The sequence below is a fragment of the Pseudoalteromonas caenipelagi genome (assembly GCF_013140855.1).
Lineage (GTDB): Bacteria > Pseudomonadota > Gammaproteobacteria > Enterobacterales > Alteromonadaceae > Pseudoalteromonas > Pseudoalteromonas caenipelagi.
The window spans coordinates 516485-540172 of sequence record NZ_JABBPG010000002.1 but is presented as its reverse complement, the minus strand read 5'-3'; the positions used below and the strand labels follow the sequence as shown (position 1 = coordinate 540172).

Sequence of the window (23688 nt, the reverse complement as noted above, 5' to 3'; positions counted from 1 at the left end):
AAAGGGACCAACAAGGTCCCTTTGTTTTATCTAATTCACCACTAGCCTTTCAACGCTTTATCTCCTCGGCCTATGCCAACAGCACCAGAACGAACTAATTCTATAATATCGCTTTCATGCCTTAACATATCTAAAAATGCTTCTAAGCGCTCCGCGTTACTTAGTAACTGTAGCGTATAGCTTTGTTTACCCATATCGATTATCGAACCTTGAAACACATCGGCTATTCGAGTAACGGCGGCTCTCGTTGCTTCGTCCTTGGCGAATACTTTGACAAGCAGTAGTTCTCTTTCAATGTGAGGAACTTCTGTTAAGTCTATAATTTTCAGGACATCGACAAGCTTATTGACTTGCTTGGTAATTTGCTCAACAACTCTGTCATCACCGTGCGTGGTAATCGTAATACGTGACAATGTTTGGTCCGCCGTTGTACCAACGGTTAAACTATCGATGTTATATGCACGCTGAGAAAACAATCCAACAATACGTGATAAAGAGCCTGGTTCGTTTTCCAATAAGATACTTAATATTCTACGCATTATGCTTTTACTCCCTTTTTGAGCCACATATCATCAACTGCACCTAGTTTAATTTGCATTGGATATACATGCTCTTTCTCATCGACACGAATATCTAAAAAGACCAACCGATCGGTAATCGCAAAAGCTTTTTCAAGTGCAGAGTCTAACTCGCTAGGGTGATCAACACGAATGCCGATATGCCCATAGCTTTGCGCTAAAGCGACAAAGTCAGGCAATGATTCCATGTATGAACTTGAATGCCTGCCACCATACATCATATCTTGCCATTGCCTTACCATACCTAAAGAACGATTATTCAGTGATACAATTTTTACCGCTAGGCCATACTGCAAGCACGTAGATAGCTCTTGAATATTCATTTGAATTGAACCGTCACCTGTAACGCACACAACATGCTCTTGGGGAAACGCCAGCTTAACACCCATAGCCGCTGGTAAACCAAACCCCATGGTGCCTAAACCGCCTGAGTTTATCCATTGTCTTGGATTTTTAAACGGGTAATACTGTGCAGCAAACATTTGGTGCTGACCAACATCAGAGCACACGTAGGCATCACCATGCGTGATCTCGTATACCTTCTCAATGACAGTTTGCGGCTTGATTACATCAACGCCCTTATCGTAAGCCAAACATTGCTGAGCTCGCCACTGAGTAATTTGTTGCCACCAATCCTCTTGAGCGCTTCTATCAATTCGGCTAGTGCTTTTATCAATGGCCGTTTGAAGTTGCTCGAGTACCGTTGCCAGACAACCAACAACAGGGATATGCGCTTTAATCGTTTTAGAAATTGAGGTTGGGTCGACATCAACATGAACGATTGTGGCCTCTGGGCAAAACTTTTTAACGTTATTTGTTACTCGATCATCAAAACGAGCGCCTAGTGCGAGAATAACATCGGCGTTAGCCATCGCTTTGTTCGCTTCCAAACTTCCATGCATTCCTAGCATGCCAATAAAATTAGGATGTGTACCGCTTATTCCGCCCAATCCCATTAACGTATTAGTAATTGGCGCATTAAGGGTTTCGACAAGTTCAGTAAGCTGCGCAGAAGTATTTGATAAGACAATACCACCACCTGAATAAATAACGAGGCGCTTTGCCCCCAAAACAGCTTCTACTGCTTTTTTGATTTGCTTTGGATGGCCTTTAACGCTTGGGTTATAAGTTCTCATCTCAATGCTCTGTGGCATGTCGTACTTGAACTTAAGTTGCGGGTTTAATATATCTTTTGGAAGCTCTACAACTACAGGCCCCGGTCGACCCGTGCTGGCTAGGTAGAAAGCTTTCGCTAGTATCGTTGGGATCTGCTGAGCATCTCGACAATTAAAACTGTGCTTTACTATTGGTCTTGAGCAGCCAACAATATCAGTTTCTTGGAATGCATCGTCACCGATCAAATTTGATGGTACTTGACCTGACAATACAACCATTGGAATTGAGTCCATATAGGCTGTTGCAATGCCTGTAACGCAGTTAGTGGCACCAGGCCCCGATGTTGCTAGTACAACACCCACTTTACCTGTTGCTCTAGCGTAGCCATCTGCCATGTGCGTCGCGGCTTGCTCATGGCGTACCAAAATATGTTCAACCTCAGTTTGCCCGAAGAGCGCATCATATAAATCCAAAACCGATCCACCCGGATAGCCGAATATATATTCCACTTCAAGTGCGGCAAGTGCTTTTACAACAAGCTCTGAGCCATTGTATTGCTCTGTTTTCATCCTCATTCCTCAGTATTATCAGTACCTGTTGGTAATTTTAACCAAAAAAAAACCCCGCAGTTGCGGGGTTAAAGCGTAAATTTGCTCAACACGGCCCCGCTGGACTTAAAGATAAGACCAGGACTAGCACATGTAGGTTAGATAAAATACGTTTCATATTTGGTGTTAATTTTTATTTGTTAATTTACGAACTTCATTAAATGTTGTTTTACAACCCATGTCAAGGGCATAGAAGTAAATGCGCATAAAAAACGCCATAAGTTTAAAAAATTAACTTACTTTGACAGATGAGAACGATAAAAAGGTGTTAAATAGATTAGAATATGCAGATTAAAACAGGATTGGTTGAAAACAATCAAATATAAAAAAGGCTGGCGATTTGCCAGCCTCCGATACTAATTATAAGCGCTCTATAACAGCCTGCGTGAAATCAGTTGTTCCGTGATTTCCGCCTAAATCGCGAGTAGTGCGGTCACCACTCTTAATTACGTCTGCTACTGCACTTCTGATACGCTCTGCGGTTTCACCCATCTCTAAATACTCAAGCATTTGAATAGACGCTAAAATAACTGAAGTTGGGTTTGCAAGGTTTTTACCAGCGATATCTGGTGCACTACCATGTACCGCTTCAAAGATTGCAGCATTTTCGCCAATATTTGCGCCTGGCGCCATGCCTAAACCACCAACAAGGCCCGCACATAGATCAGACAAAATATCGCCAAATAGGTTGGTTGTTACGATGACGTCAAACTCTTCTGGTGTCATTACCAATTTCATACATGTTGCATCTACGATCATTTCCGCAGATTCAATATCTGGATAACGCTCACCGACTTCACGTGCAACTTTTAAGAATAAACCAGATGTAGACTTAAGAATGTTCGCTTTGTGAACCGCCGTTACTTTTTTACGACCTTCGCGACGAGCCAGCTCATAAGCAAAAGTTACGATTTTTTCTGCACCTTCACGGGTGATCTTTGACATTGCTTCTGCTTCGTTACCATCTTCAGAAACTACTTGGCCAAGGCCTGAGTACATACCCTGGGTATTTTCACGTACAGTGATAATATCGATGTCTTCATAACGTGCTTTAGTGCCTGCAAATGATTTTACAGGACGCACATTTGCGTATAGGCCAAATTGCTTACGCAATGTAACGTTAATTGAAGTGAAGCCTTCACCTACAGGCGTAGTTAATGGACCTTTTAAAGTGATCTTGTTTTTTTCAATCACTTCAAGCGTCTCTTTAGGAAGTAGCTCACCAGTTTTTTCTAGTGCTGCAAGGCCTGCATCTACAAATTCATAGTCAAAATCACAACCTGCTGCATTTAAAATTTCAATTGCAGAGTCGATAATGCTTGGACCTATGCCGTCGCCTTTAATCACGGTAATGGTTTGCTTTGCCATTCTGGTTTTTCCTTTATCAAAAATAATTGTTACACCACACCCAAATGGGCACTATTGAGAAGTTTAGTAAACAAAGAGGGAAGGTGTGCGTTCGCTTGAAAATTTAAGCGCGTTTTATAACAATTTATGCGCGCTTATGCCAGTATGGAATGAAGAATCAGCCATAAACAGCGTTTATGCTTGTTATAGGTACCATTTATTGGATAAATAACAGCCTAACAATAATACCAGACTTTAACTCAATCTATCGAACAACTTGGGCTATGCTCAACAAATGCATCACAAAAAGCATCGATAGAAGACCAGTGCATCTTTTTAAGCTCTTCATCTAACAATTGTTTTTGCCATGCACTGAGTGCTTGCGACTCTCCTAAGGTATAAATAGATAACAGTTTAATAGCTACAATTTGTCGACCTTGTTCATTTAAAGTTTGCTTTTGTAAAGTTTCGCTCTCTAAAAGCGCTTGGTGCGACGGTGAATATTTAAAGTAATTTTCAATAAACGCTTTAAATAATGCTTCATCCAATCGGTCAAAACCAAATAAGTGCGCGATAGAAACACCTTTGTCAGCTATTTCTTCCATCGTCGGTTTTACCCGGCGCATTATATTCGTACTGTGTTCGTTCAAAATAAAGTATATAGCGGCCGTAAACGGACTTAACAGTTGTTCAAACTGCTCCCCTTGAGTAAGACTAAATAATGTCGTTATCAGTTTATTAATATGGGTGTACTTGTTCCAAACGTCATTCGCAAATGGATGATGCAACTGCGAAATTAATGTTTCTAATAATACCCGCTGGCACAATAGCCCTGCGGTATCTAAACCAACCATAGTCAGGCAGTGGCGTAACGTCGTCGCTTTTTGCCCTTGACGGTTATATTGTCTTGCAGCTAACTGCAAAGCTTGCGTTATTTGGTAATAGGGCTTGATGGTCTTTTCTATTGCCTTAAATTCCAAAAAGTGTTGCTTTCCAAGTGCGGTGATAGCTTGCCAAATTTCTAATTGCTGCGATTGCATAGTTTGACACTGTGGTATCTGTTCGTTAAACCAGATTGAATAGAGCAGTGTTTTATCAGACGTTGCGATTGGCTGGTATTGAGGAGAAAAACGCCTAGTGGTTTTAATCATACCGACGGCTTTATAATTATCTAGCAATGCTAAAAGGTGGCCGTTGTGCGTTGCAGACAAAACTAACGCGCCTTGTCCTTTGTAGTTGACTAATGCACCGCCGGGATACTGGGTGATTTGCTTTGACAGCGCCAATAATGAAAGCTGTGCGAATTCATTATGCGTACCAAGATAGAGTGACTTTATTGTTTGGATTATTGTAAACGTTTTTACATGTGATCTGGGCGTGATGGCTTTTGCAATGCGCTTGGCTAATGTCACTAATATACTTGTATTATCATACAGCGGAATCGCTTTGTTACCCGTTATCGCATTAGAATACTTATCTAAACGAGACAATATTCGTTGCAATTGCCCTTGCGGTACATTGGCACTATCAAGCATGGTAATCGTAAATTGATGCCTAAGCTTTACGAGCTTGCTCTCTTGCTTACTCAGCACTTCAGAACGAGCCAACTTATTCGCTTCATTTGAACAGCACAAATAATCGCTCAGCGCTGCAACAACCAGTTCTTCTGTGAATGCTTCTTTATAGCCATTGGCACGGCAAAATGCACATACCAAAATACACTGATTAACCGTAAGATTTGTAGTGTAACCATAGTTGGATGCATAAAACTGTAAGTGAGCATGCATGGCATTTGGGTGCGTGTAGTAACACTGTACAAAACGTTCTGCCAACTGGGTGAGAGTAGGGTAAATAGCAGGCCATTTTTGTTTGTTGTAATAAAGCCTTAGCGCTTGATGAGTATGTTCAAATAGACGCTTTAAATGAGCAGGGCTTGGCTTAAAGTCTGACATATTTATAATGCCTTTTCATATGCAACACTTGCTGCAGGGCCCCACAAAATCAATTTTCCGTTATCAAATAACAGTCCCGTACATTCATCTTGAGTTGTGATCCCATCAGGTTTCACCAATTGAGTTCGATAATATACAATTTGTAAGGTCTTATCTGGCTGTTTCTTTACATAAGTTAAGTCAGGGCTACCCAGTGTTTCTAGTACTTCATTAATGCTAAGCGCCTGATCAGGCTTGAGCTTGCTTATAAAGCGCTTGTTAAATGCCTCTCGGTCTTGCCAGATCATCGCTTGAGGGTCATCTTTATAAAAATTAATGACTAACATCACGATTGCCGCATAAACAGCTAAACCCAACACTATGTACTGCAATACTTTCTTTATCATAGAAACCCTACCTGCTTATCGTCGAAGAGTATAGCAGAGCAAGGATTAAGGCCAATAAAGATGCGACTAATTAACACCACTACCTAAGCGCCTCAATTGCTTCAAATTAAAGCCCAAATAGATGTCATTTCTTAATGTTACAAGTTGCTTGCTAATAATGTAATCATCCATTCCTTTGATTAGTTTAGTTTTAATACTTGCTTTGCAATTCGCATCCTCAATCGCTGCAGCAACATTTTGATAGTCTGTCACTAATTGTATTGCTGATTTTTGACCTATACCCACAACGCCAGGTATGTCATTGGTTTTATCCCCTGCAAGCGCCCAAAAATCTACGAGCTGGTCTTTGTTTACACCAAATCGCTCCAAAATACTCTTGTCGGTAAGCCAATCTCGTTTAAAATAATCGTATATTTCTATATTATTACCGAGCAACGGGTAAAAACCTTTATCCGTTGAGATAATAATAGAAGCAATACCGGCACTGCTGGCCTTTGTTGCGAGCGTTGCGATTACATCATCAGCCTCATCCTGTTCAGGTGTGTAAACAGTCACACCTTGTTCAACAAACGCCTCAGAGATTGTCTGCAAATTTTTTGCGAGCTGCTCGGGCATAGGCTTTCGGCTATGCTTGTATTTGTCATAAAAGTGATAGCGCCAACTTTTTTCACCATCAAACACGGCCACTGCATGACTGGCTTGAGTCATATCCAATAACTTCTTAGTCGCATGACTTACTCGACTTTTACAAGAAAGTATCATTTGCGATTCACTACGGTGAGTTTGTTGCTCATCTACGGCGTAGATGCGCCTAATCAAATTAAGCGCATCTATAAGGACTAGTTTATGTTTCATGCTCTTATTTGATAGCAGGGGATGTATTTACTACCCGGAAGCTTCATACGACCTTGTTCAACAAAAGCGCGTAATAACTTATCCATATCCTTCATTAATGAAGTATCCCCACTTAATATATAAGGCCCATGCTGCTTAATTGCTCGGATCCCTTCGTCTTTAACGTTGCCTGCTACGATTCCTGAAAAGGCACGTCGCAAATTAGCAGCAAGCTGCTGAGTGGGTTGATTAAGGTGTAAATCAAGCGCTGCCATATTTTCATGCGTTGGGGCAAATGGCATTTGAAATTCATTATCAATTTTAAGTGTCCAGTTGAAGTAATAAGCATCACCTTGCTCTTTTCGATACTCTCTGACTTCTTTCATACCCTGTTTGAGCTTTTGCGCAACAAGCGCAGGATTGTCAATGATCACTTCAAATTTATCTAACGCTTCGTCGCCCAATGTACTTTTTACAAATAAGCAGATTTCTTCGAAATACTGAGCTGCTTCCTTGGGACCGGTGAGTATAACAGGCAAACACTGCTTCTCATTCTCAGGGTGAAGCAAAATTCCCAACAAATACAGCAATTCTTCAGCCGTACCAGCACCACCAGGAAAAATAATAATACCGTGTGCAGTACGCACAAATGCTTCTAGCCGCTTTTCGATATCAGGTAATATGACCAGTTCATTGACGATAGGATTAGGTGGCTCAGCCGCGATGATACTAGGCTCGGTTAAGCCCAAGTAACGATTATTGCTGATCCTTTGCTTTGCGTGGCCTATCGTTGCTCCTTTCATTGGGCCTTTCATCGCACCTGGTCCGCAGCCTGTGCAAATATTTAACCCACGCAAACCAAGCTGATAACCAACTTCTTTTGTGTATCGATATTCAGTTTCATTAATTGAGTGCCCGCCCCAACAGGTAATAATGTTAGGGTCGCTATTCACTTCGAGAGCATCTGCGTTGCGCAGCATATCAAACACCATATGTGTTATTTCTCTAGGCGTATTTATTTGGGTTTCGTGGCGCTGACATATAAATAAAATATCTCTTATGACAGAGAAAATATGTTCATGGATCCCCAAAATTATCTCACCATCCACAAAGGCTGTGTCGGGAGGATTGCTCAACTCAATTTTTATGCCGCGCTCTCGGGCTATGAGTTTAATATCAAAGTCTTGATATTTATTATAGATTTCTGAGCTTGAGTCTGTGTGACTGCCCACATTTAACACCGCAAGAGCACAATTTCGAAATAGCCTATATCTTTCGCTGTTAGAAGATTGCTGTAATAGGTCTACCTCTAATTGAGATAACAGGTTTAGTACACCAGTTGGATTTAACTGTACTTGCATAGGCATTCTCCTTGTTATTCACGAAGGCAAAGACGGTCTCGACCGCTATTTTTCGCCTCGTAAAGTGCGCTATCTGCTCGATCAAATGCAGCTAGCGGGGTGTCACCATCTTTAAACTGCGTTGCACCTAGAGATATGGTGATTTGTACTTGCGTCTCTTTAAACTTAAAAGGGATCGACTTTATTACACTACGTAATTTTTCAAGTGGCGGCTTTGCATGCTGTAAGTGCATACCAGGCATCAACAACACAAACTCTTCGCCGCCGTAGCGAGCAATAAAATCCGTTTTACGTATTGCTTTTTTTAGTGCTCTTGCAATTACTTGCAACGTTTTATCACCCGCACTGTGTCCATATTTATCGTTAATAGATTTAAAGTGATCAACATCAATCACAACCAATGTTACATCACCTTTATTTATGCCAAATTGGTGAAATTCTTGATTAAACCTGTCGTCAAACGCGGCTCTGTTTGGCAGTTTCGTTAATCCATCAAGTAAACTTTTAAAGCGCTGCTCAGACAAGCGCTTTTTGTAGGTGTTAACTTTACTCTCAAGCACATTGATACGATCGTTGATCTTTTCGAAGCTTTCATATAACGCTTTTTTATCTTCGCTTTCAATGCGTTCACGTTCTATCAAATCTTGGCTTAATAGTTTTAACTCACCATCAACTAAACTTTTTAACTCACTAATAGAAGTTGCCTGTTGTGTACGAGCATTTAAGCCTTCAATTTTCGACTCTATTTGCTTATTTAGATTGGTAATTTGCTTATTAACATTTTGTGAATGCTTAGTAGTTGCAACGATAGAACTATTGAGTTCTTCTAAAGTTTGATTGAGTGAAACTAAAAAGCCCTGTGCTGATTGACGCTCTCGGCTAATACTTTTAACGATCACCTTGATGATATTCAACGAAGAATTAAGTAATGAGTCGATGCTGTCATTAAGGCTAATTGCATTTTTAATCGCTTTAACTTCTTGAGAAACGTCTTCGTCAAAAGTTAATTCGTTTGCCAAGTTCAATAATTCATTGGCTATTTCTGGCGACTGTTGTACCTCACCTTGATCACTGACTATATCGGCTTTGGATAATTTAAGTTGCAACGCCTGCTGATATATCCCTGATAACTTCTCTAAAATAGGGATGTAATCATTGGTGGTGTTTATATTTGAAAGCTCATGGTCTAGTAAATGACGCAGTTTTCTGCGGCCATCTTCAGGTAGCCCTCTGATTTTTTGCAGTTGTTTACCTGCTTGGCTAATACTTTGCTGTAACGCACGATTATTGGTATTGATTGTCGCTTCTTGGTGTTTGAGGATTTCATTCATACTCTCAATCAAGGGTTCCAATTCTTCGAACCCCATCCCTTTTTGCAACACACCTCGAAACTTTGCCAGCTGATTGTCAAGCGCAACGTCCTGACCTTTGCAGCTTAACGACAATTTAGCGGCGAAATTAGATAACACATCTACCTGATGCTTACGCGCAGTCTCTAAGGCTTTTCTAGCTTTAATAGTTTGTTCTAGTTTTTTTTCTAGCAGCGCAGAATTTTTAGTTACCAATATTAACTACTTCCATCATCTCAGTGTTTTAACTTAAGTTTACATCAATTATCTACGTTATGTTCACGAATTTTACGTTCTTTGCGATTTACCGAATATATTGTGTATTCGCCGAGTTTGTTAGACAAGCCACGGTGTTTTGGTATGCTCGGCGCATTACTTTCAACTCGGTCTAACAATGCATTACAAACATTTTCTTTTATCTCTTAGCTTACTATCGCTCAACGCATTAGCAGAAGTAGAATATAAACTGGTCATCGATCAAGCACAGCACCACCTTGGCAATGTTTCTGTAGCATTTCCAAAATCAGCGCAAGCTCATCTTGACGTTAAACTACCAGATTGGCGCACCGGACGCTACGAAGTATTGAATCTTGCCAATGGTATTCGTCATTTTAATGCGACGGATCAAAAAGGTAATCCTCTAAGCTGGCACAAAATAGACAAAAGTACTTGGCGAATACATATCGACAATCCAACTAAAGTCAAAGTTAGTTATCAAGTTTACGCCAACGAACTGGGCAAACGCGCCAGACATATTGATGACAGCCATGCATTTATTGATGCTTCGGGTTTCTTCATGTTTTCTGAATCTTTTCGTCAAGAGTCTGTTTTAGTCGATTTAGACGTTCCAAAACAATGGCGCTCAGTATCAGGGATGAACTTTGCTCATGATAAACATAGTTTCACAGCACCTAATTATGATGTTTTAGTAGACTCTCCCATTGAAACTGGAGTAAATGAGTTACATAAATTCACCGTTGATGGACGTGACTATGAATTGGTCATTTGGGGGCAGGGGAACTATGATGTCGAAAAGATGCTGAGTGATCTAAAAAAGTTAGTCAAAACAGGCTCCCTTATTTGGCATGACTACCCTTATCAGCGCTATGTCTTTATGGTTCATGCCACCAGCGGTGCTCGCGGCGCAACAGAACATTTAAACTCGACTATTATTCAGCGCCATCGCGATAGCTTTGCAAAACGTAAAGATTACGTCGGTTTTATTTCTACCGCAGCACATGAATTCATTCATACCTGGAATGTAAAAGCATATCGCCCAGCAGGGTTAGTTCCTTACGATTATATAAACCCGAACTATAGTGATTTACTGTGGCTCTCAGAAGGTTCAACAAGCTATGTAGAAGACTATCTGTTGTTAAGTGCAGGGATCACCACTGCGAGCGAATTTTTTAAAAACTTAACTCAAACACTCAATATGCATTTCTCAACACCAGGCAGGCAAATCCAGTCGGCTGCTCATTCAAGTTTTGACAAATGGATTAATCAAGGTGCAGATCACGGCAAAAACTACAGTACCAATATTTACAGAGAAGGTTCGTTGATATCATTGGCCTTAGACATTGATTTGTTGGTAAACAGTGATGGCCAAATTAGCTATCGAGATGTGCATAAGCAACTATACAAGCAATTTAAGCTCCCAAATTCATTCACCAGTAGGGATGTACAAGATATTTTGCAACAGATATCAGGACAAGATTATAGTGATTGGTGGAATAGACATATAAATGAACCTTTGAATTTGGACATACAACCGTTGTTGGATAAGGTTGGACTTGAGTATGTGCATCCAGAAGACGCAAAGCCAATTGCTAACTTACAAGTAGAAGCAAAAAGTACAGGGCAACTACTTACACTAACCCATGTAGCTCGTGACAGCTCAGCCTGGCATGCGGGTTTAACATCTGGTGATAAAATAGTTGCCTTTAATGGACATCATGTAAGAAAAACCTTGGCGGATTCACTGTCTTACTTCAAAGGCAAAGAGAAAGTGAAGGTCGATTTTATTCGCAGAGATCAGTTAATGAGTACCGACGTCATACTTGACAATGATTTTGATAAACCAAAAATCGTACGTGCTATCTCATCACCAAATGCCTCCCAACAGAAGCTGTTTAAAGCTTGGACAGGCATAGCGCATCCAGCTTCTCAATAATCAACCTGTGTGGTTCAGCTTCTTTAGATGGCTGAACCACTGTCCATTTTAGCCAAAGTATGCGCTGCATCAAAAACAAAGCACTCTTATAGTTGTTTTACGCTCATTCAATTACTAGATTGATAATACAGTTTCCAATGGAGGTGAATTATGTCGCAACAACACGGCTTTTCTGTAGGCATTGAGCGGATGAATGATCAGTTTGTCGTCCATCTGAAAGCATTTGGCACGCTCACCCATGAAGATTATAAAACTATCACTCCAATGCTAGAGGGAGCGTTTCAACAAGTAGAACATCCTCATATCAAAGTAATTGCTGACATGACTCATCTAGAAGGTTGGGAATTGAAAGCTGCTTGGGATGATTTTAAACTAGGTTTAAAATATGGCTCTAGCTTCGATAAAGTGGCGGTAATTGGTGCACGTCCTTGGCAAGATACACTGGCAAAAATCGCAGGGTGGTTTATGGGTGCCAAAGTCGAAAAATTTAGTGATTATTCACACGCTAAGGCGTGGTTGCTTGAATAGCGTTAAAATAGCAAAAGCCTTAATTTAAAGTAACGCATTCGCTTTTCCTATACATAAGGGGAGTGATAACATCTCCCCGTTGCCAACCACACCCGGATACATACAACCCTATTGTCAACTCCTAAAAGGAGTTAAAAACCTCGACATGATGTTAAGCAAAATATGCTACTAACTCACTTCAAATTTCCCATTTGTTCAATACAAAATAGTATAAATAAAACTTCATTTGAGAACAGCGAGATCTTGATGTTCAAGTTAAAACAATAACCTATGAATAAAGCATTGGAGCGCAACTATTTTTTGGTAGCAAGCCTTATTGGCTAATTAGAAGGTGTTGGACTACACATAAGAGGCTAATTGTAGCAATCGACACTGAAAAAGTAGGAGGGAATATGTCTAATTCAGGTCAAGTAGAACAACATCTATCAAGGCGCAAACTCGAATCCACAACAAAGGTAGAACCAGCGTTAGGACCACTCGGTCAACTACCCGGTGTGTGGAAAAATACAGGCCAATTTCAAGGTCACGGTTGGAACATGATTGCACTACCGTTTCCTATGGGCAACCACGACTACCGCTTACTCAACAACCAATATAACGAAACACTGACGTTTCAACTCGTCGACAAAAATGTTCCTAATCGTGGTATGAACGGCGATCAGGAGGTATTTACCGTTGACTATGTACAAGCGATCGAGCAGATCGCTGCCGCCGATTTTCCTGACTCTGGTTTAGCTGGGGGAGCAGGGCTGGCAATTCATCATGAACCTGGCCTGTGGTTGCACATGAAAGACCATACAACTGGGGATATAAATATCGCAAGACTGTCAAGTATACCGCATGGGGGTGCTGTAATGGCGCTAGGTAAAAGCGATAAAAGTACCAGTGGATTTGATATACCTAACATAAGTGGGCTGCCTATTGGTGTTAATCAAGATCTTACTAATCCTTATCTAGAACCCTATGCTCATTTTAATAACCATCCATTTAAAGGGGTATTCAACCCTACCCAACCAAATGATCTATTAACATCAGCAATTGCACCCTTTTTTAGCAATAACCAAGTAGCAAACGTTACGCAACTAAAAGTAGACTCAGCATTGGGAAGTGGTGGCGTAAACAACATTCCTTTCGTCACTCGCCAAGCAAATGCTGCTGAAGTAAGCTCTATATTCTGGATCTATGAATTAAAAGAAAAACACCCTAATGGCGAGCCAAGGATGTTATTACAATATACTCAAACCGTCATGTTGGAATTCTTCGACAGTCCAAATGGTCCGGGATTAATTAAGTGGCCACATATCAGTATTAACACGCTTGAAAAACAACCAAGCAATTAATTTGTATAAGCAGCCCTGAGGCTGCCTAATTTATGCAAAAAACAGTTATTGCTCTACTTGTCCCATAGGGGAAAGAAGTCTGCCTTTTTCATCTTTTGGTGGTTCAAGCGTATTATACTTTTCGAGTGCTTGCTCGGATAATTGCAAACCAATATCGTCATCATATGATTCATCAGTGCCCACAGATGAGATACCTTGACGCCTTATACTGCAGTATCCTTTACGCTCTAAGTACGCATTACCGAAGAACCAAAAGCTACCGAACTTAGTGTTCTCTACCCATTCGTGCCAATGGCCAGCACCAATTTCTGGGCGAGAGTCTTTTACCTGAGTAACCAGCTCCCACTGCATACCATCGTGACCTCGCTCACTCCAAAAGTCACCATACATAAACACTTGGTCGCCTTCTTTTTCCGCTATACCATTCCAGTTTGGATACGTATTTGACACCCACCTGTAGATTTCATGTGTGCCATTGGTACCCACAAAATAGAAGCATAACCCTTGTGTAGCCCAACGAGAGTGAGTTGAAGAACGATCGTCATGAAAGGTAATCGTCCACTGGTTACCCTCTTGGGTAAGCGTTGGTTTATACAGCTGCGCTTGTGCTGCAGTACTAGCAAGCGTCAACGCTGCAATACTAAAAGCAAGTAAATGTTTCATAATTGTTCTCTCCTTATATGAATAAAATGTCTCCTTGAGGAGTCCTTTAGACGCGATAAGCGTCGCAACAATTATGGTTAATCTGTGCTAATTAATAGTTTTACTATGTATGTATGGATAGGGGTAATCTGTACGATTGCCCAACTTTGTTTACTAATAATATGACTAATTACATCGCTTAGTAGTTATCTTTTGAGCTTAGTCATTTTTGTTATTGCTCTGACACTTTGAAAGTACATACTTTTTGTTACAACTTACCCAAAATAAAACCAAATACTGTGTGGTATTGTGAATTTTAAATTACCAAGTGGACGGATAGGACTTCACATATGAAAATAGCAATTCTTGGGGGAGGTGTTGCAGGGCTAAGTACTGCCATCGCGTTAAAGTTAAAAGGTTTTGATTGTCACATTTATGAGCGCCATAGTGCGACATCGGATATGGGAGCGGGTGTTGTCTGTTGGCCAAATGCCTGCTTTGTATTGGATAAACTAGGTGTTTTAGATAACCTTAGCAAGGTCTCGGGTTTGATAACCACTATGAAGCGTATAGATCAAGACAATGAAATTTTAGGCTCTCTAGATATAACCAAGCTAAACAAGCTTATGCACTATCCAAGCTATGCTGTTTTACGCAAAGATTTGATGAAAATACTTGAAACTCGCTGTAAAGAGCTCGCTATTCCAATCCATTTTAAGCACCAAATTACCTTTTTAAGCAAACATAAAACCACAGGGCAAACGCTCGTGCATTTTAATAATGGAAAACATATTACGCCTGATGTAATCATTGGTGCAGAAGGTAGAATGAATTCGCTAACCAGACAATTCGTTCATGGCAATAACCAACCTGTATTCCAAGGGTTTATAAATTGGATTGGTGTTTATCAAAGTGACACACCATGTTTTGACGAAATGTCAGTTTATGATTATTGGGGGGTAGGGAAGCGCTTTGGTTTAGTGCCTACTTCTAACAAAACCGCCTATTGGGCTGGAGGAATAGCAATAGATAATATTGACCTTTCTTACACGACTCACGTTAAACAGAGATTGCTTGACTATTTTGTCGACTGGCCCCCTATCACTTGCGAAGTTATCGCTCGAGCACAAGAGGATAAGATCAAGACTATTTTTGTTCATGACCATGATCCGATAGACACTTGGTACAAAGACAATGTGCTACTCATTGGTGATGCAGCACATGCGCCGCTACCAACGTCTGGTCAAGGAGCCTGTCAGGCGCTCGAAGATGCGTGGCACTTAGCTAATTGCTTGAGTTCAAAGGCTTTTGATATTAAAACCGCATTTAAACAATTCAACACCATCCGAAGTTCTAAAACGGCCAATATAACTATGTTAGGCCGGCAGTTGGCTCAGTCAATATTTAATATTGACCCACAATTTTGCGAACAACGTAATGAGAACGCAAAAAGTGCTGACTTATCACAATTAATATCAGGCATGGCGAATGGCTTTAGCAGTGGCCTACCCATCTTGAATGGGTAAACCACATTAACTATTTAAACAGACTATTTCGAGGCATTAATTGAGTTTAAATATTTGTTTTGACTAGTAATTTCACTAGTAAATATCGAGTCGTTTCGTTGCGCAAGTTCTAGAGCCAGCTTTGAAGCACTAAGCGCTTGATTAATTTTGTCATCTAGTTCATAAGCAGTTGCTAAACTGTCCCACAAAATTTCAGACTTAGGGAAGTCTTTAACACCTTGCTCTAATATCTCAACCCCCCAATTTGTTTTACCTTCATAAGCAGCCTTCAAACCATATACGTTGTATTGATGCAGTGATAACTTAAATTCGTAATCATAATCAGCAACGATTGATTTATAATATTGACGAAGTTCCTTAAGCGGCATCACGTCGATTTCAGGTACTGCATTCCAATCATTGAATATGGTTTTTAACGCCGTTGCGTTGCCAACCAATGGTGTACTATCGTGTGTGTCTTCGGGGAAGCTTTTTGAAAACCAGTGTAAGTTATCGATCTTATTCGCTTCTAATGCTTCGAGCATTGCTTGATAAGACTCACTCATTTCGCCTGGCTCATTGGCGATACTTAAAAACCAGCGTTTTGGTGAAGTTAAATGATCGCGTTTCATCCCTGCGTAGTGTTTTACTAACGCTTTATCATCCCACCAAAAACTGGGGCTGATTGAAATATGGGCGTTAAATAAACTACTTTTCTCTAGTGCTAGATAACTGGTGAACAACCCAGCTAAAGAATGACCTGTAATCATATAATAAGGTGCCACGCGATATTTTTCTTGTAACTTAGGAAGTAGTTCTTTGTTTAGGAAATCTTTAAATAAGTGTGCTTTTCCTGAACGGCCAGCAAATTGTTCATGCTCAGTGGGTGTGAAATAAAGCATTCTTTTGAGGGTACTGACTGACACCACTATCATCTCAGGGGCTATGGCGTATGTACTTAAAAATTGATTACCTGCAGCGATATGTTGAAACTGTGTAGAACCATCGAGTACCACTAAAACTGGGTATGAAGACGAGTTAGAAAGCGAATAAGTGTCGGGTAAGGAGACTTGAATCGTTGGGCTTTCATCAATAATCGCTGATTTTATAACAAAGCGCTCTGATTTGGCATAACTTACAGAACTAAGTACGAGCGCGAATAGTAGTATGAATATTTTCATGTTCTTCCTTTGCGTGGTGGGGTTATTTGGCTGTTTAAGAGTTTTTGTATTGCTCTACAGGCACCAGCCTTGCTTCTTTGATGTCAATATTTTCCCAAACATTATTAGTGACATATGGGTCATTATTAAGCCAATTATCTAATTCTTCTCGTGTTGAAAACTCTACATGAACTGACGAACCAATCATTTTTCCTGTTTCATCAAGCATAGCGCCACCACTTAAAAAGTTACCCGTCTGTATTAGTGCGGTTATCCTGTCGAAATGCTGTTCTCTCACTGCTAATCTGCGCCGTATGGCGTCTTCATCCGTATAGTCGTATGCAGTTATAATATATTGCATTGCTTTTCCTTTTATACATGCTATTGCACCCACCGTTCGAACATAAAAATGGGTTACTGCGTTCTAATTACAAGAACACGCGTACTCTATAATAAACAAAGAGTTATTTAAAGAATTGCGCAAAAAATTATTGCAAAATTGGGTGTGTAAAGGGGATTTACAAAAAACAAAGGGGAATTGTAAATAAGGCCCAGAGACTTAACTCTGAGCCTTATTACAAAGTGACTTTTAAAACTTACCCGCTGGCGGCCAATTTGGATTATCAATCTCATCTTCACCAACTGCACTTCCGGCTTCTTGTGCAATTGACAAAGGTACGTTTTCCTTAGGAATACAGACTTCAACCACAAAGTTACTTTCAGGGTTGCATCTTATTTCTTCCATCACCGCCATCAGCTCACTCATATGGCTCACGGTGCGACCCACGCCTCCAAAAGCGTCAGTGACTTTGGCAATTTTCCAACTTGGTAGCTCATTGTATGCATAAACGTTATCGAGTAACTCATCTTTGTAATCGACAGGCGGCTGTCTGAATGGGTTAGGATTAACTAAGTATTGCTCAATACCATAAATACCGTTGGCGATGACAAAGACAACGGTGTTTTGACCGTACGCGTGCTGATCAGCAACAGCTTGGCACGTCTCGTGAAATGCGCCATCACCAACCACCACTACTGCACGTTTGTCTGGCATCGCACATTTAACACCAGTACCCGCAGGCACAGAATAACCGATAGACAACCATGCAGCCTGTGCAACAAAGCCATTACGAGAAGGAATTTTAACTCCTTGTGCACCGATAAGCGGGAAGCCTGCATCTACAATCATCACATCGTCTTCGCTGATCCATTGGCTCATTGCATGGAAGAAATTATCATAACCAAGTGTGCTATCAGAGTTTGGACAAGTACGGGCTTGTTTTGCTAGGGCATTGGTCAAGCGCAGGCCTGATAACTTTGCAGATTCAACGACAGCTAGTTCAGTGAACTTTTCTATCAGTGCATCTAGGTATTGGTCTAACTGCACAGATGGATAGAAATTTGCACCTACAAAAACACCATCGTGTGCAGCCAATACCGTTTTGCTGCTACGTATATCTTCGTTGCCTGTGTCTTTGCCCGTTGTCCAGGTACCAATACCAATTAGTGCGCCATCTTCTCCGACAAGCTGGGTTATCTCTTCGTTTTTAAGCGTAACACACCCTTCAAACCACGGATGAGTTTCTTCAATTACTGACTTACTTAATGCCGTAGTCACAAAATGTATATGCTTATTAGGTAGCGTATGGGAATGATTAAGTAACCCCAATAGCTCTAAGAACTTATCTTGTAAACCATAGCGTTGTAACTCAATACCCGCCCAAAAAATACTGTTTGGTTTGTCCAACATCAATTCAACGGTTGCTTGTGCAGCATTACTTGCCTCACTCACGGTGATTGTTGCATTAACGCCTGAAGCGAGCTTTCCTTGAGGTTTTTGACATGGAGTACGCCACACGTCTTCGGCCACTTCAAAGTAAATAGGGCGCTTTTGAGTTAGCATAGCAGTGATAGCTGAGTCTATTTGGTAGGGAGCCTGTTGTGCGTTAGTTATTCTCTCAGCCGCCACAGTAATAGGCTTAAACATATGAATATCAACAAAGTCATAACCCGTAGTGTGGGAATATAACAAGCCAGCTTGTTTTGATATTTGATCTTCTTTATTTGTTGGTGCGCCATTGATCAGGATAACTGGTACTTGCTCAACAAAAGAACCTGCTATGGTATTGAGTAAACTAAACGCCCCCACACTGTATGTGACATACAGTGCGCTAACACCTTTGAAGCGCGCATAAGCATCCGCGGCAAAGCCAGCACATATTTCATTAGCGTTACCAGAAATTTTTATCGGTGAATTATCATCAGACAAAATAACATCAAGAAGTGCGGCGGTGTAGTTTCCCGCTACGCCAAACATTTGTTCAACACCAATTTCTTCTAAACGCTGCTTTAAATAATCAGCAACGCAATATTTATCAATTACATTATTCATACTTATTCTCAAGACTTTAAGGCAAAAAAAAGGAGGCGCAGGGCCTCCTGTTGGTCTAATTAAGCTTTGTCGAAATAGGTTAAACTAACACCTAAGATGCTGTTTCTATCAAATCTTTCGTCGACAGGTGCATCGCTCAATTTAAGTTTAGGATCAATATATTCATGAATTAATCGCGATGCGTTTTCTTCATAAGCCACTTTGATGGCAACCGAAGGCGCTACGCCGGTTTGTTCTTTGTATAGCTTATCTAAGGGCTTCAAATTGAAGCCTTTTTCTAACACCAAGTCAGTGGAGCGAAGTGCCCCCTCAACCCAACCTTGATAGTCTGAGAATGCTTCGCCGCAGGTAAACAAATTAGGTAGAGGCTCTGTTAAATCGGCCATTACCTGCTTGTCATCAGCCCCCACAGCCCACTGGTGTACGCCATATCCGAATTGCTGACTGGCCGGTAAATCAAAGTCAACACTGCCTTCCCAAATGCGCGCACTCGTTAGTACTGGTTGCGGCACATAGCGTGTGTCAAAAATATCTTTAAAGAAAGCGGTCGCCTGCTCAACTACCGCAACCGACGCAGGATAGATGTCTGATGGCACTTCACATATGTATTGATCTTGATTTGGGTTATGGTACAGCTCACCTTTGTTTTGCAGTGTGCTCCAAAAGTTAATATTCAAATAGTCACAGTAAATCGTTAACGCAGCAGGGCGGTCATACTTTTGTGTATTAATTTCCTTAACCCTAGCCTGTGCCTCTTCGTTATCATGCGTTTTGCGTTCCTGATACATTAGCGCTGCAACAAGTGGTTCATTAACTGCATAAAATGGATAGACTGAACCGGTCGGCAAGTCAGCAAAGTTAGGGCCAAATTCTACCGAAGGACGCCCTGTTATACCTTTTGCCCACCATGGCGTATCGTAATATAAGTTGATTTTAAGCAGTGGTTGATTCGTTGCTGTTTGCAGCGTATTCCAAAGCTTTTGAGACTCTTCTTTGGGTAATTCATTAAATGCATTAGAACCTATAAATAGTCGCTCTAGTGCAAGTCTAGGTAGCCCTAAAATAACCTTTTTGGCACGGAGGGTACCGCTCACGTAGCAACCATCCTCTTGCGTGCGCGTATAACGGAGAATATATTCTTGGCAATGTTTGTCGTAATCAATGGCTTCTATTTCTGTTTTTAAATGAATTCGCTCTTGGCCTATTTGTTCAACTAATGCGTTAGGTAAGGTACTAAAGCCATCTTTAAAGGTGCGGAAGTTTGCATCTGCTGGAAAATCTTCAAGTAGCTGATATGCCACACCCGCATTCATTTTGGATAAAAAGGTGCCATTAAACCCAAGTGCTCGATAAAGCATCGTTATACACTCTTGCGAATAGCCCATATCAGAGAAAAGGTCCCATAATGACCATTCGTTTAACCCTTTATCTTTCCACTTACACTCTAAACGGAAGTTTTGCCAAAACTGTGGGCCTTTGATTTTAGGGCGCTCATTAAATTGAGGGTTTGCTTGTAAAATACGATTAAATACTACATTTACTATTTCGGTGGGATTCATCCCTTGTTCGCTCTGATCCAAATTATAAAGTTCTGACCAAATAGCAAAATTATCTTCCTTGGCTTGGTCTACTGAAAAGCTTTGTCCACGGAAATATAAGCGATTATTACCACCACTATTCATTGGAAATGGTACGATGTCGTCCTGCAAGTCGAGCTTTAAAAACAAGGCCATTAAGTCATCCATACCATCAAACAAAAAACGCATTCCACCTTGTTCTTCTTTCACTGTGATGGTGTCTGGCTGATTAGGGCCTTTTTTTTGATTGTTAAACTTAATTAGATCTGAGTCTAAACGGCCGCCCGTTCTATCAGAGCGCTCCAAAATGACGAAATTGTTTTCGTCTGTCTCATTTTGCAATCTCCATGCGCTATACAGGCCAGACATGCCCGCACCAACGATCGCAATATCGACTGAATCTGGGATAGTTTTATACTCTATTTCACTGCCAAGTTTACAATGTGTCATTGTTAGTTCCTTGATTTATTTTGTGTTAAATAGCTACGCAATGTAAAAATGGCTCGGCAAAATATAGCCCAACCAAATGCACTAATCGCGCAGTTACACAGTCCAATCTTTAGTTTTTAAGGGTTTAATATTAGGCAAGTACTGCAAACTTACTCCATTTAGTAATCATGCCGTTACGCCTTTCCCTGTAGACCTAAATAAATGTAGCAGACATGTAAATAAATGTATGTTACAGACGATTACAAATCTAATTTATTACCTTTTCGCTATAAAATAGTGTGTCAAGAATTGGGTAATATGAAAACGTCATCAGAGGGAGTTTAAACAACAGTTCATTGGATAAATTGTAGCGTTTCGAAGACAGCAGAACCTTTAAGGTCGCAGATAAATTGACGTAAAAAAATAAATTTGAGGCGAACGACTAGAGCCTGTAGAAACTTCACAAAGAAGATTACGTTTAAAAGATTAAGTCGCTCTGGTTTAAGTTTGCTGTAGCGCTAATATGTAAAGTTTAGGGGTAGCCGCAATGTCTATTTTGCGTCGCTAAAGCGAAAAATATAAACTGCACTGAAGCTATTTAATCTATTTCAAAATGCCAATAAAACTTGAATTACAGTGATATCTACAGCCGCTACGGTTTTTACAACAAAATTACACCTAGTTAAAATTTACTATTTTTTCAACCACTGCTCAATCACCATATATAAGTACCATTTTTATCATATCCAAAATTCTTACAGACCAATAATATCAATGCGTTACATAACACAAAGATTCATACTGTAATTCAGTGTAATTGCTATCCGTTCTAACTGGATTACACTAAGTTAACTTTTTGTGTGATTTTTGCTAACCCGCAAAGGAATAATTGTTTTTTGTAGATAACAGGACTAATACATAGTGATTGATACAGCATTACGCTTTGTAGAACAGCAACTTAATCAGACTTTGAGAACAAAATTTGCGCTTGATGGCGACATTGTCATCATGAACCATTTGGTTGAGTCAAATGGTACACCACCACTTGCGAATCAAAACAAACTTGTTATTACGCTGATCAATTTAGAACATGAAACTAATAAGCAGTTTTACGGTGGTCAACGAACGGTACAAACAACTCAAATTCAACAACTGCAGCCCACTACGCGTTTTAATTTGGACATATTACTGACCGCACACTTTGATTCATATAATGAAGCACTGAAATTTTTAAGTGCATCAGTGGCCTTCTTTCAAGCCTATCCGACATTGACTAAAAAAGACTTCCCTAATATGCCGTCGGACTTAGTTCAGCTGCAGTTTGAAATAGAAAACTCGCCTTATACGCAAACCCATAACTTATGGAGTGCATTGGGAGCGAAATATCAACCATCGATTATATACAAAATACGCCATGTGGCGGTGCAGTCACTGCAAGTAACCGGCAATGTTAGTGCAATAACCAGTGTTGATAGTGAGGCATCGGTTTAATGTTTACTTTGTTTAGCTTACTTCTTGAGCATGGCTACTTCGCTGATAAGCAGTGGCGTAATGCACAATTGCAGGCAACATCTACTACCCAATTTTGGTTAAATCAGTATCAAATGTCGTTGCACAAAGATGGTACGACTTGGCGCTTATACGCCCACCAAATCGCCCCAAAAACTGACTTTTTACGTTACTTAAAGCACAGTAAAAGCATCCAGACATTGGAGTTCTGGCTAGTACAACCTTTAAGTGAGTTTGTAACCTTTACTGACTTGCCGATGGATTGGAAAGGATGTCTGCAGTTCAATAGCGCTAATAGTGAACCAAAGTCCACAGCCAAAGGAGTGAACTTGTTGCCAATTAATACCTTGGTTCAAGCTCAAGAGAATGGGTTAGTGGAACATGCTATTGCAAAGGTTATTTTTAATATCAATGATTTGATGACTAATGAAGACTATCAAATTGCTTTGTCAGCGCGTGCAACACAGTGGGTATATCACCTCATACAACGTGGTCAGACCCGTTTGCATCACCCTCAATTAGTTGATAAGCAGAATGAAGTTTCGTTTTCAACGCCAAGTGTATACAAGACTCAAGAAGGCGAAACAGCCTGGTTAAGTGATAGTGGGGAGTTTAATTTACCCCTTCAGCAAGTACCGCAGCCCCGCTTTGAGCTCGTTGATACTCAACAATTAGATAGCACTGGGGCGCACAATATCAGCCGGACCGTGATTAGCGCGCTACCAGCCCCAAGATGCGATCAGCTTCATTTCGGTACACAAGAAGATCTCAAAGAGGTGTCATCAAGCTGTATACAGTCACATATGTATGTTTATTTCTAGGTTACTTAGCCATTGAGTAGCGCTAGCGTCAGACCCGAAATGTCTGATTTGGGTTGACCCACATAACCGGGTTTGCTTAGA

Annotated in this window: 19 protein-coding genes; 6 read left to right on the top strand and 13 right to left on the bottom strand. The window is 40.6% G+C overall.

Annotated elements, in window-relative coordinates:
- Window positions 1–41: 41 nt before the first annotated feature.
- From ilvN to HG263_RS07085, 8 genes are all read right to left on the bottom strand, one after another.
- Window positions 42–539, bottom strand: a complete 498-nt coding sequence (gene ilvN / locus HG263_RS07120; RefSeq protein WP_171625376.1) for an acetolactate synthase small subunit — start codon at window positions 537–539, stop codon at window positions 42–44.
- Window positions 539–2263 (bottom strand): acetolactate synthase 3 large subunit, encoded by a 1725-nt coding sequence (locus HG263_RS07115; protein WP_171625375.1) that lies wholly within the window; start codon window positions 2261–2263, stop codon window positions 539–541. Before HG263_RS07115 ends, ilvN begins: the two co-directional genes overlap by 1 nt.
- Window positions 2264–2662: 399 nt before the next feature.
- Entirely contained in the window at window positions 2663–3670 is a 1008-nt protein-coding gene (locus HG263_RS07110; protein ID WP_171625374.1) for an isocitrate dehydrogenase, read from the bottom strand.
- Window positions 3671–3909: 239 nt separating this feature from the next.
- Complete coding sequence (locus tag HG263_RS07105; RefSeq protein WP_171625373.1) at window positions 3910–5601, bottom strand: WSC domain-containing protein; 1692 nt, start codon at window positions 5599–5601, stop codon at window positions 3910–3912.
- A gap of 2 nt (window positions 5602–5603) precedes the next feature.
- A complete protein-coding gene (locus HG263_RS07100; protein WP_171625372.1) occupies window positions 5604–5987 on the bottom strand; it encodes a DUF3192 domain-containing protein in 384 nt (127 codons plus the stop codon).
- A gap of 66 nt (window positions 5988–6053) precedes the next feature.
- Window positions 6054–6842: a flap endonuclease Xni gene (gene xni, locus HG263_RS07095; RefSeq protein WP_171625371.1), complete on the bottom strand. Its 789-nt coding sequence runs from the start codon at window positions 6840–6842 to the stop codon at window positions 6054–6056.
- Window positions 6839–8182 carry a nucleotide 5'-monophosphate nucleosidase PpnN gene (ppnN, locus tag HG263_RS07090; protein WP_171625370.1) on the bottom strand — a complete coding sequence of 448 codons (1344 nt, stop codon included), beginning with the start codon at window positions 8180–8182 and terminating at the stop codon, window positions 6839–6841. The genes xni and ppnN overlap by 4 nt, the downstream gene beginning before the upstream one ends.
- A gap of 14 nt (window positions 8183–8196) precedes the next feature.
- The gene (locus tag HG263_RS07085) at window positions 8197–9747 is read right to left on the bottom strand and encodes a GGDEF domain-containing protein (protein ID WP_171625369.1); all 1551 of its coding nucleotides are present in this window, start codon (window positions 9745–9747) and stop codon (window positions 8197–8199) included.
- Window positions 9748–9925: 178 nt separating this feature from the next.
- Here HG263_RS07085 and HG263_RS07080 point away from each other — a divergent pair, with 178 nt between their 5' ends.
- From HG263_RS07080 to HG263_RS07070, 3 genes are all read left to right on the top strand, one after another.
- Window positions 9926–11704, top strand: a complete 1779-nt coding sequence (locus tag HG263_RS07080; RefSeq protein ID WP_171625368.1) for a M61 family metallopeptidase — start codon at window positions 9926–9928, stop codon at window positions 11702–11704.
- Between the two features lie 150 nt (window positions 11705–11854).
- On the top strand, window positions 11855–12232 hold the full coding sequence (locus tag HG263_RS07075) for a SpoIIAA family protein (RefSeq protein WP_216628384.1): 378 nt from the start codon (window positions 11855–11857) through the stop codon (window positions 12230–12232).
- Window positions 12233–12624: 392 nt separating this feature from the next.
- Window positions 12625–13572 carry a heme-binding protein gene (locus tag HG263_RS07070; protein WP_171625367.1) on the top strand — a complete coding sequence of 316 codons (948 nt, stop codon included), beginning with the start codon at window positions 12625–12627 and terminating at the stop codon, window positions 13570–13572.
- Window positions 13573–13617: 45 nt separating this feature from the next.
- On the opposite strand, the gene HG263_RS07065 is transcribed toward HG263_RS07070, so the two are convergent.
- Window positions 13618–14235 carry a hypothetical protein gene (locus HG263_RS07065; protein WP_171625366.1) on the bottom strand — a complete coding sequence of 206 codons (618 nt, stop codon included), beginning with the start codon at window positions 14233–14235 and terminating at the stop codon, window positions 13618–13620.
- A gap of 329 nt (window positions 14236–14564) precedes the next feature.
- On the opposite strand from HG263_RS07065, the gene HG263_RS07060 reads away from it, so the two are divergent.
- Window positions 14565–15740, top strand: coding sequence for an FAD-dependent monooxygenase (locus HG263_RS07060; protein WP_171625365.1), 1176 nt, complete (start codon window positions 14565–14567; stop codon window positions 15738–15740).
- Between the two features lie 23 nt (window positions 15741–15763).
- Here HG263_RS07060 and HG263_RS07055 read toward each other — a convergent pair whose 3' ends face one another.
- The 4 genes from HG263_RS07055 to HG263_RS07040 form a co-directional block, all read right to left on the bottom strand.
- Window positions 15764–16900 (bottom strand): alpha/beta hydrolase, encoded by a 1137-nt coding sequence (locus HG263_RS07055; protein ID WP_171625364.1) that lies wholly within the window; start codon window positions 16898–16900, stop codon window positions 15764–15766.
- Window positions 16901–16934: 34 nt separating this feature from the next.
- Window positions 16935–17240: a YciI family protein gene (locus HG263_RS07050; protein ID WP_171625363.1), complete on the bottom strand. Its 306-nt coding sequence runs from the start codon at window positions 17238–17240 to the stop codon at window positions 16935–16937.
- A 228-nt stretch (window positions 17241–17468) separates the two neighbouring features.
- Window positions 17469–19271 (bottom strand): alpha-keto acid decarboxylase family protein, encoded by a 1803-nt coding sequence (locus HG263_RS07045; protein WP_171625362.1) that lies wholly within the window; start codon window positions 19269–19271, stop codon window positions 17469–17471.
- Window positions 19272–19330: 59 nt separating this feature from the next.
- Window positions 19331–21298: an FAD-dependent L-amino acid oxidase gene (locus HG263_RS07040; protein ID WP_171625361.1), complete on the bottom strand. Its 1968-nt coding sequence runs from the start codon at window positions 21296–21298 to the stop codon at window positions 19331–19333.
- 900 nt (window positions 21299–22198) lie between these two features.
- Between HG263_RS07040 and HG263_RS07035 the strand changes: the two genes are divergently transcribed.
- Together HG263_RS07035 and HG263_RS07030 are read left to right on the top strand one after the other, a co-directional pair.
- Window positions 22199–22768: a Pvc16 family protein gene (locus HG263_RS07035; protein ID WP_171625360.1), complete on the top strand. Its 570-nt coding sequence runs from the start codon at window positions 22199–22201 to the stop codon at window positions 22766–22768.
- A complete protein-coding gene (locus HG263_RS07030; RefSeq protein ID WP_171625359.1) occupies window positions 22768–23607 on the top strand; it encodes a hypothetical protein in 840 nt (279 codons plus the stop codon). Before HG263_RS07035 ends, HG263_RS07030 begins: the two co-directional genes overlap by 1 nt.
- Window positions 23608–23688: the final 81 nt, after the last annotated feature.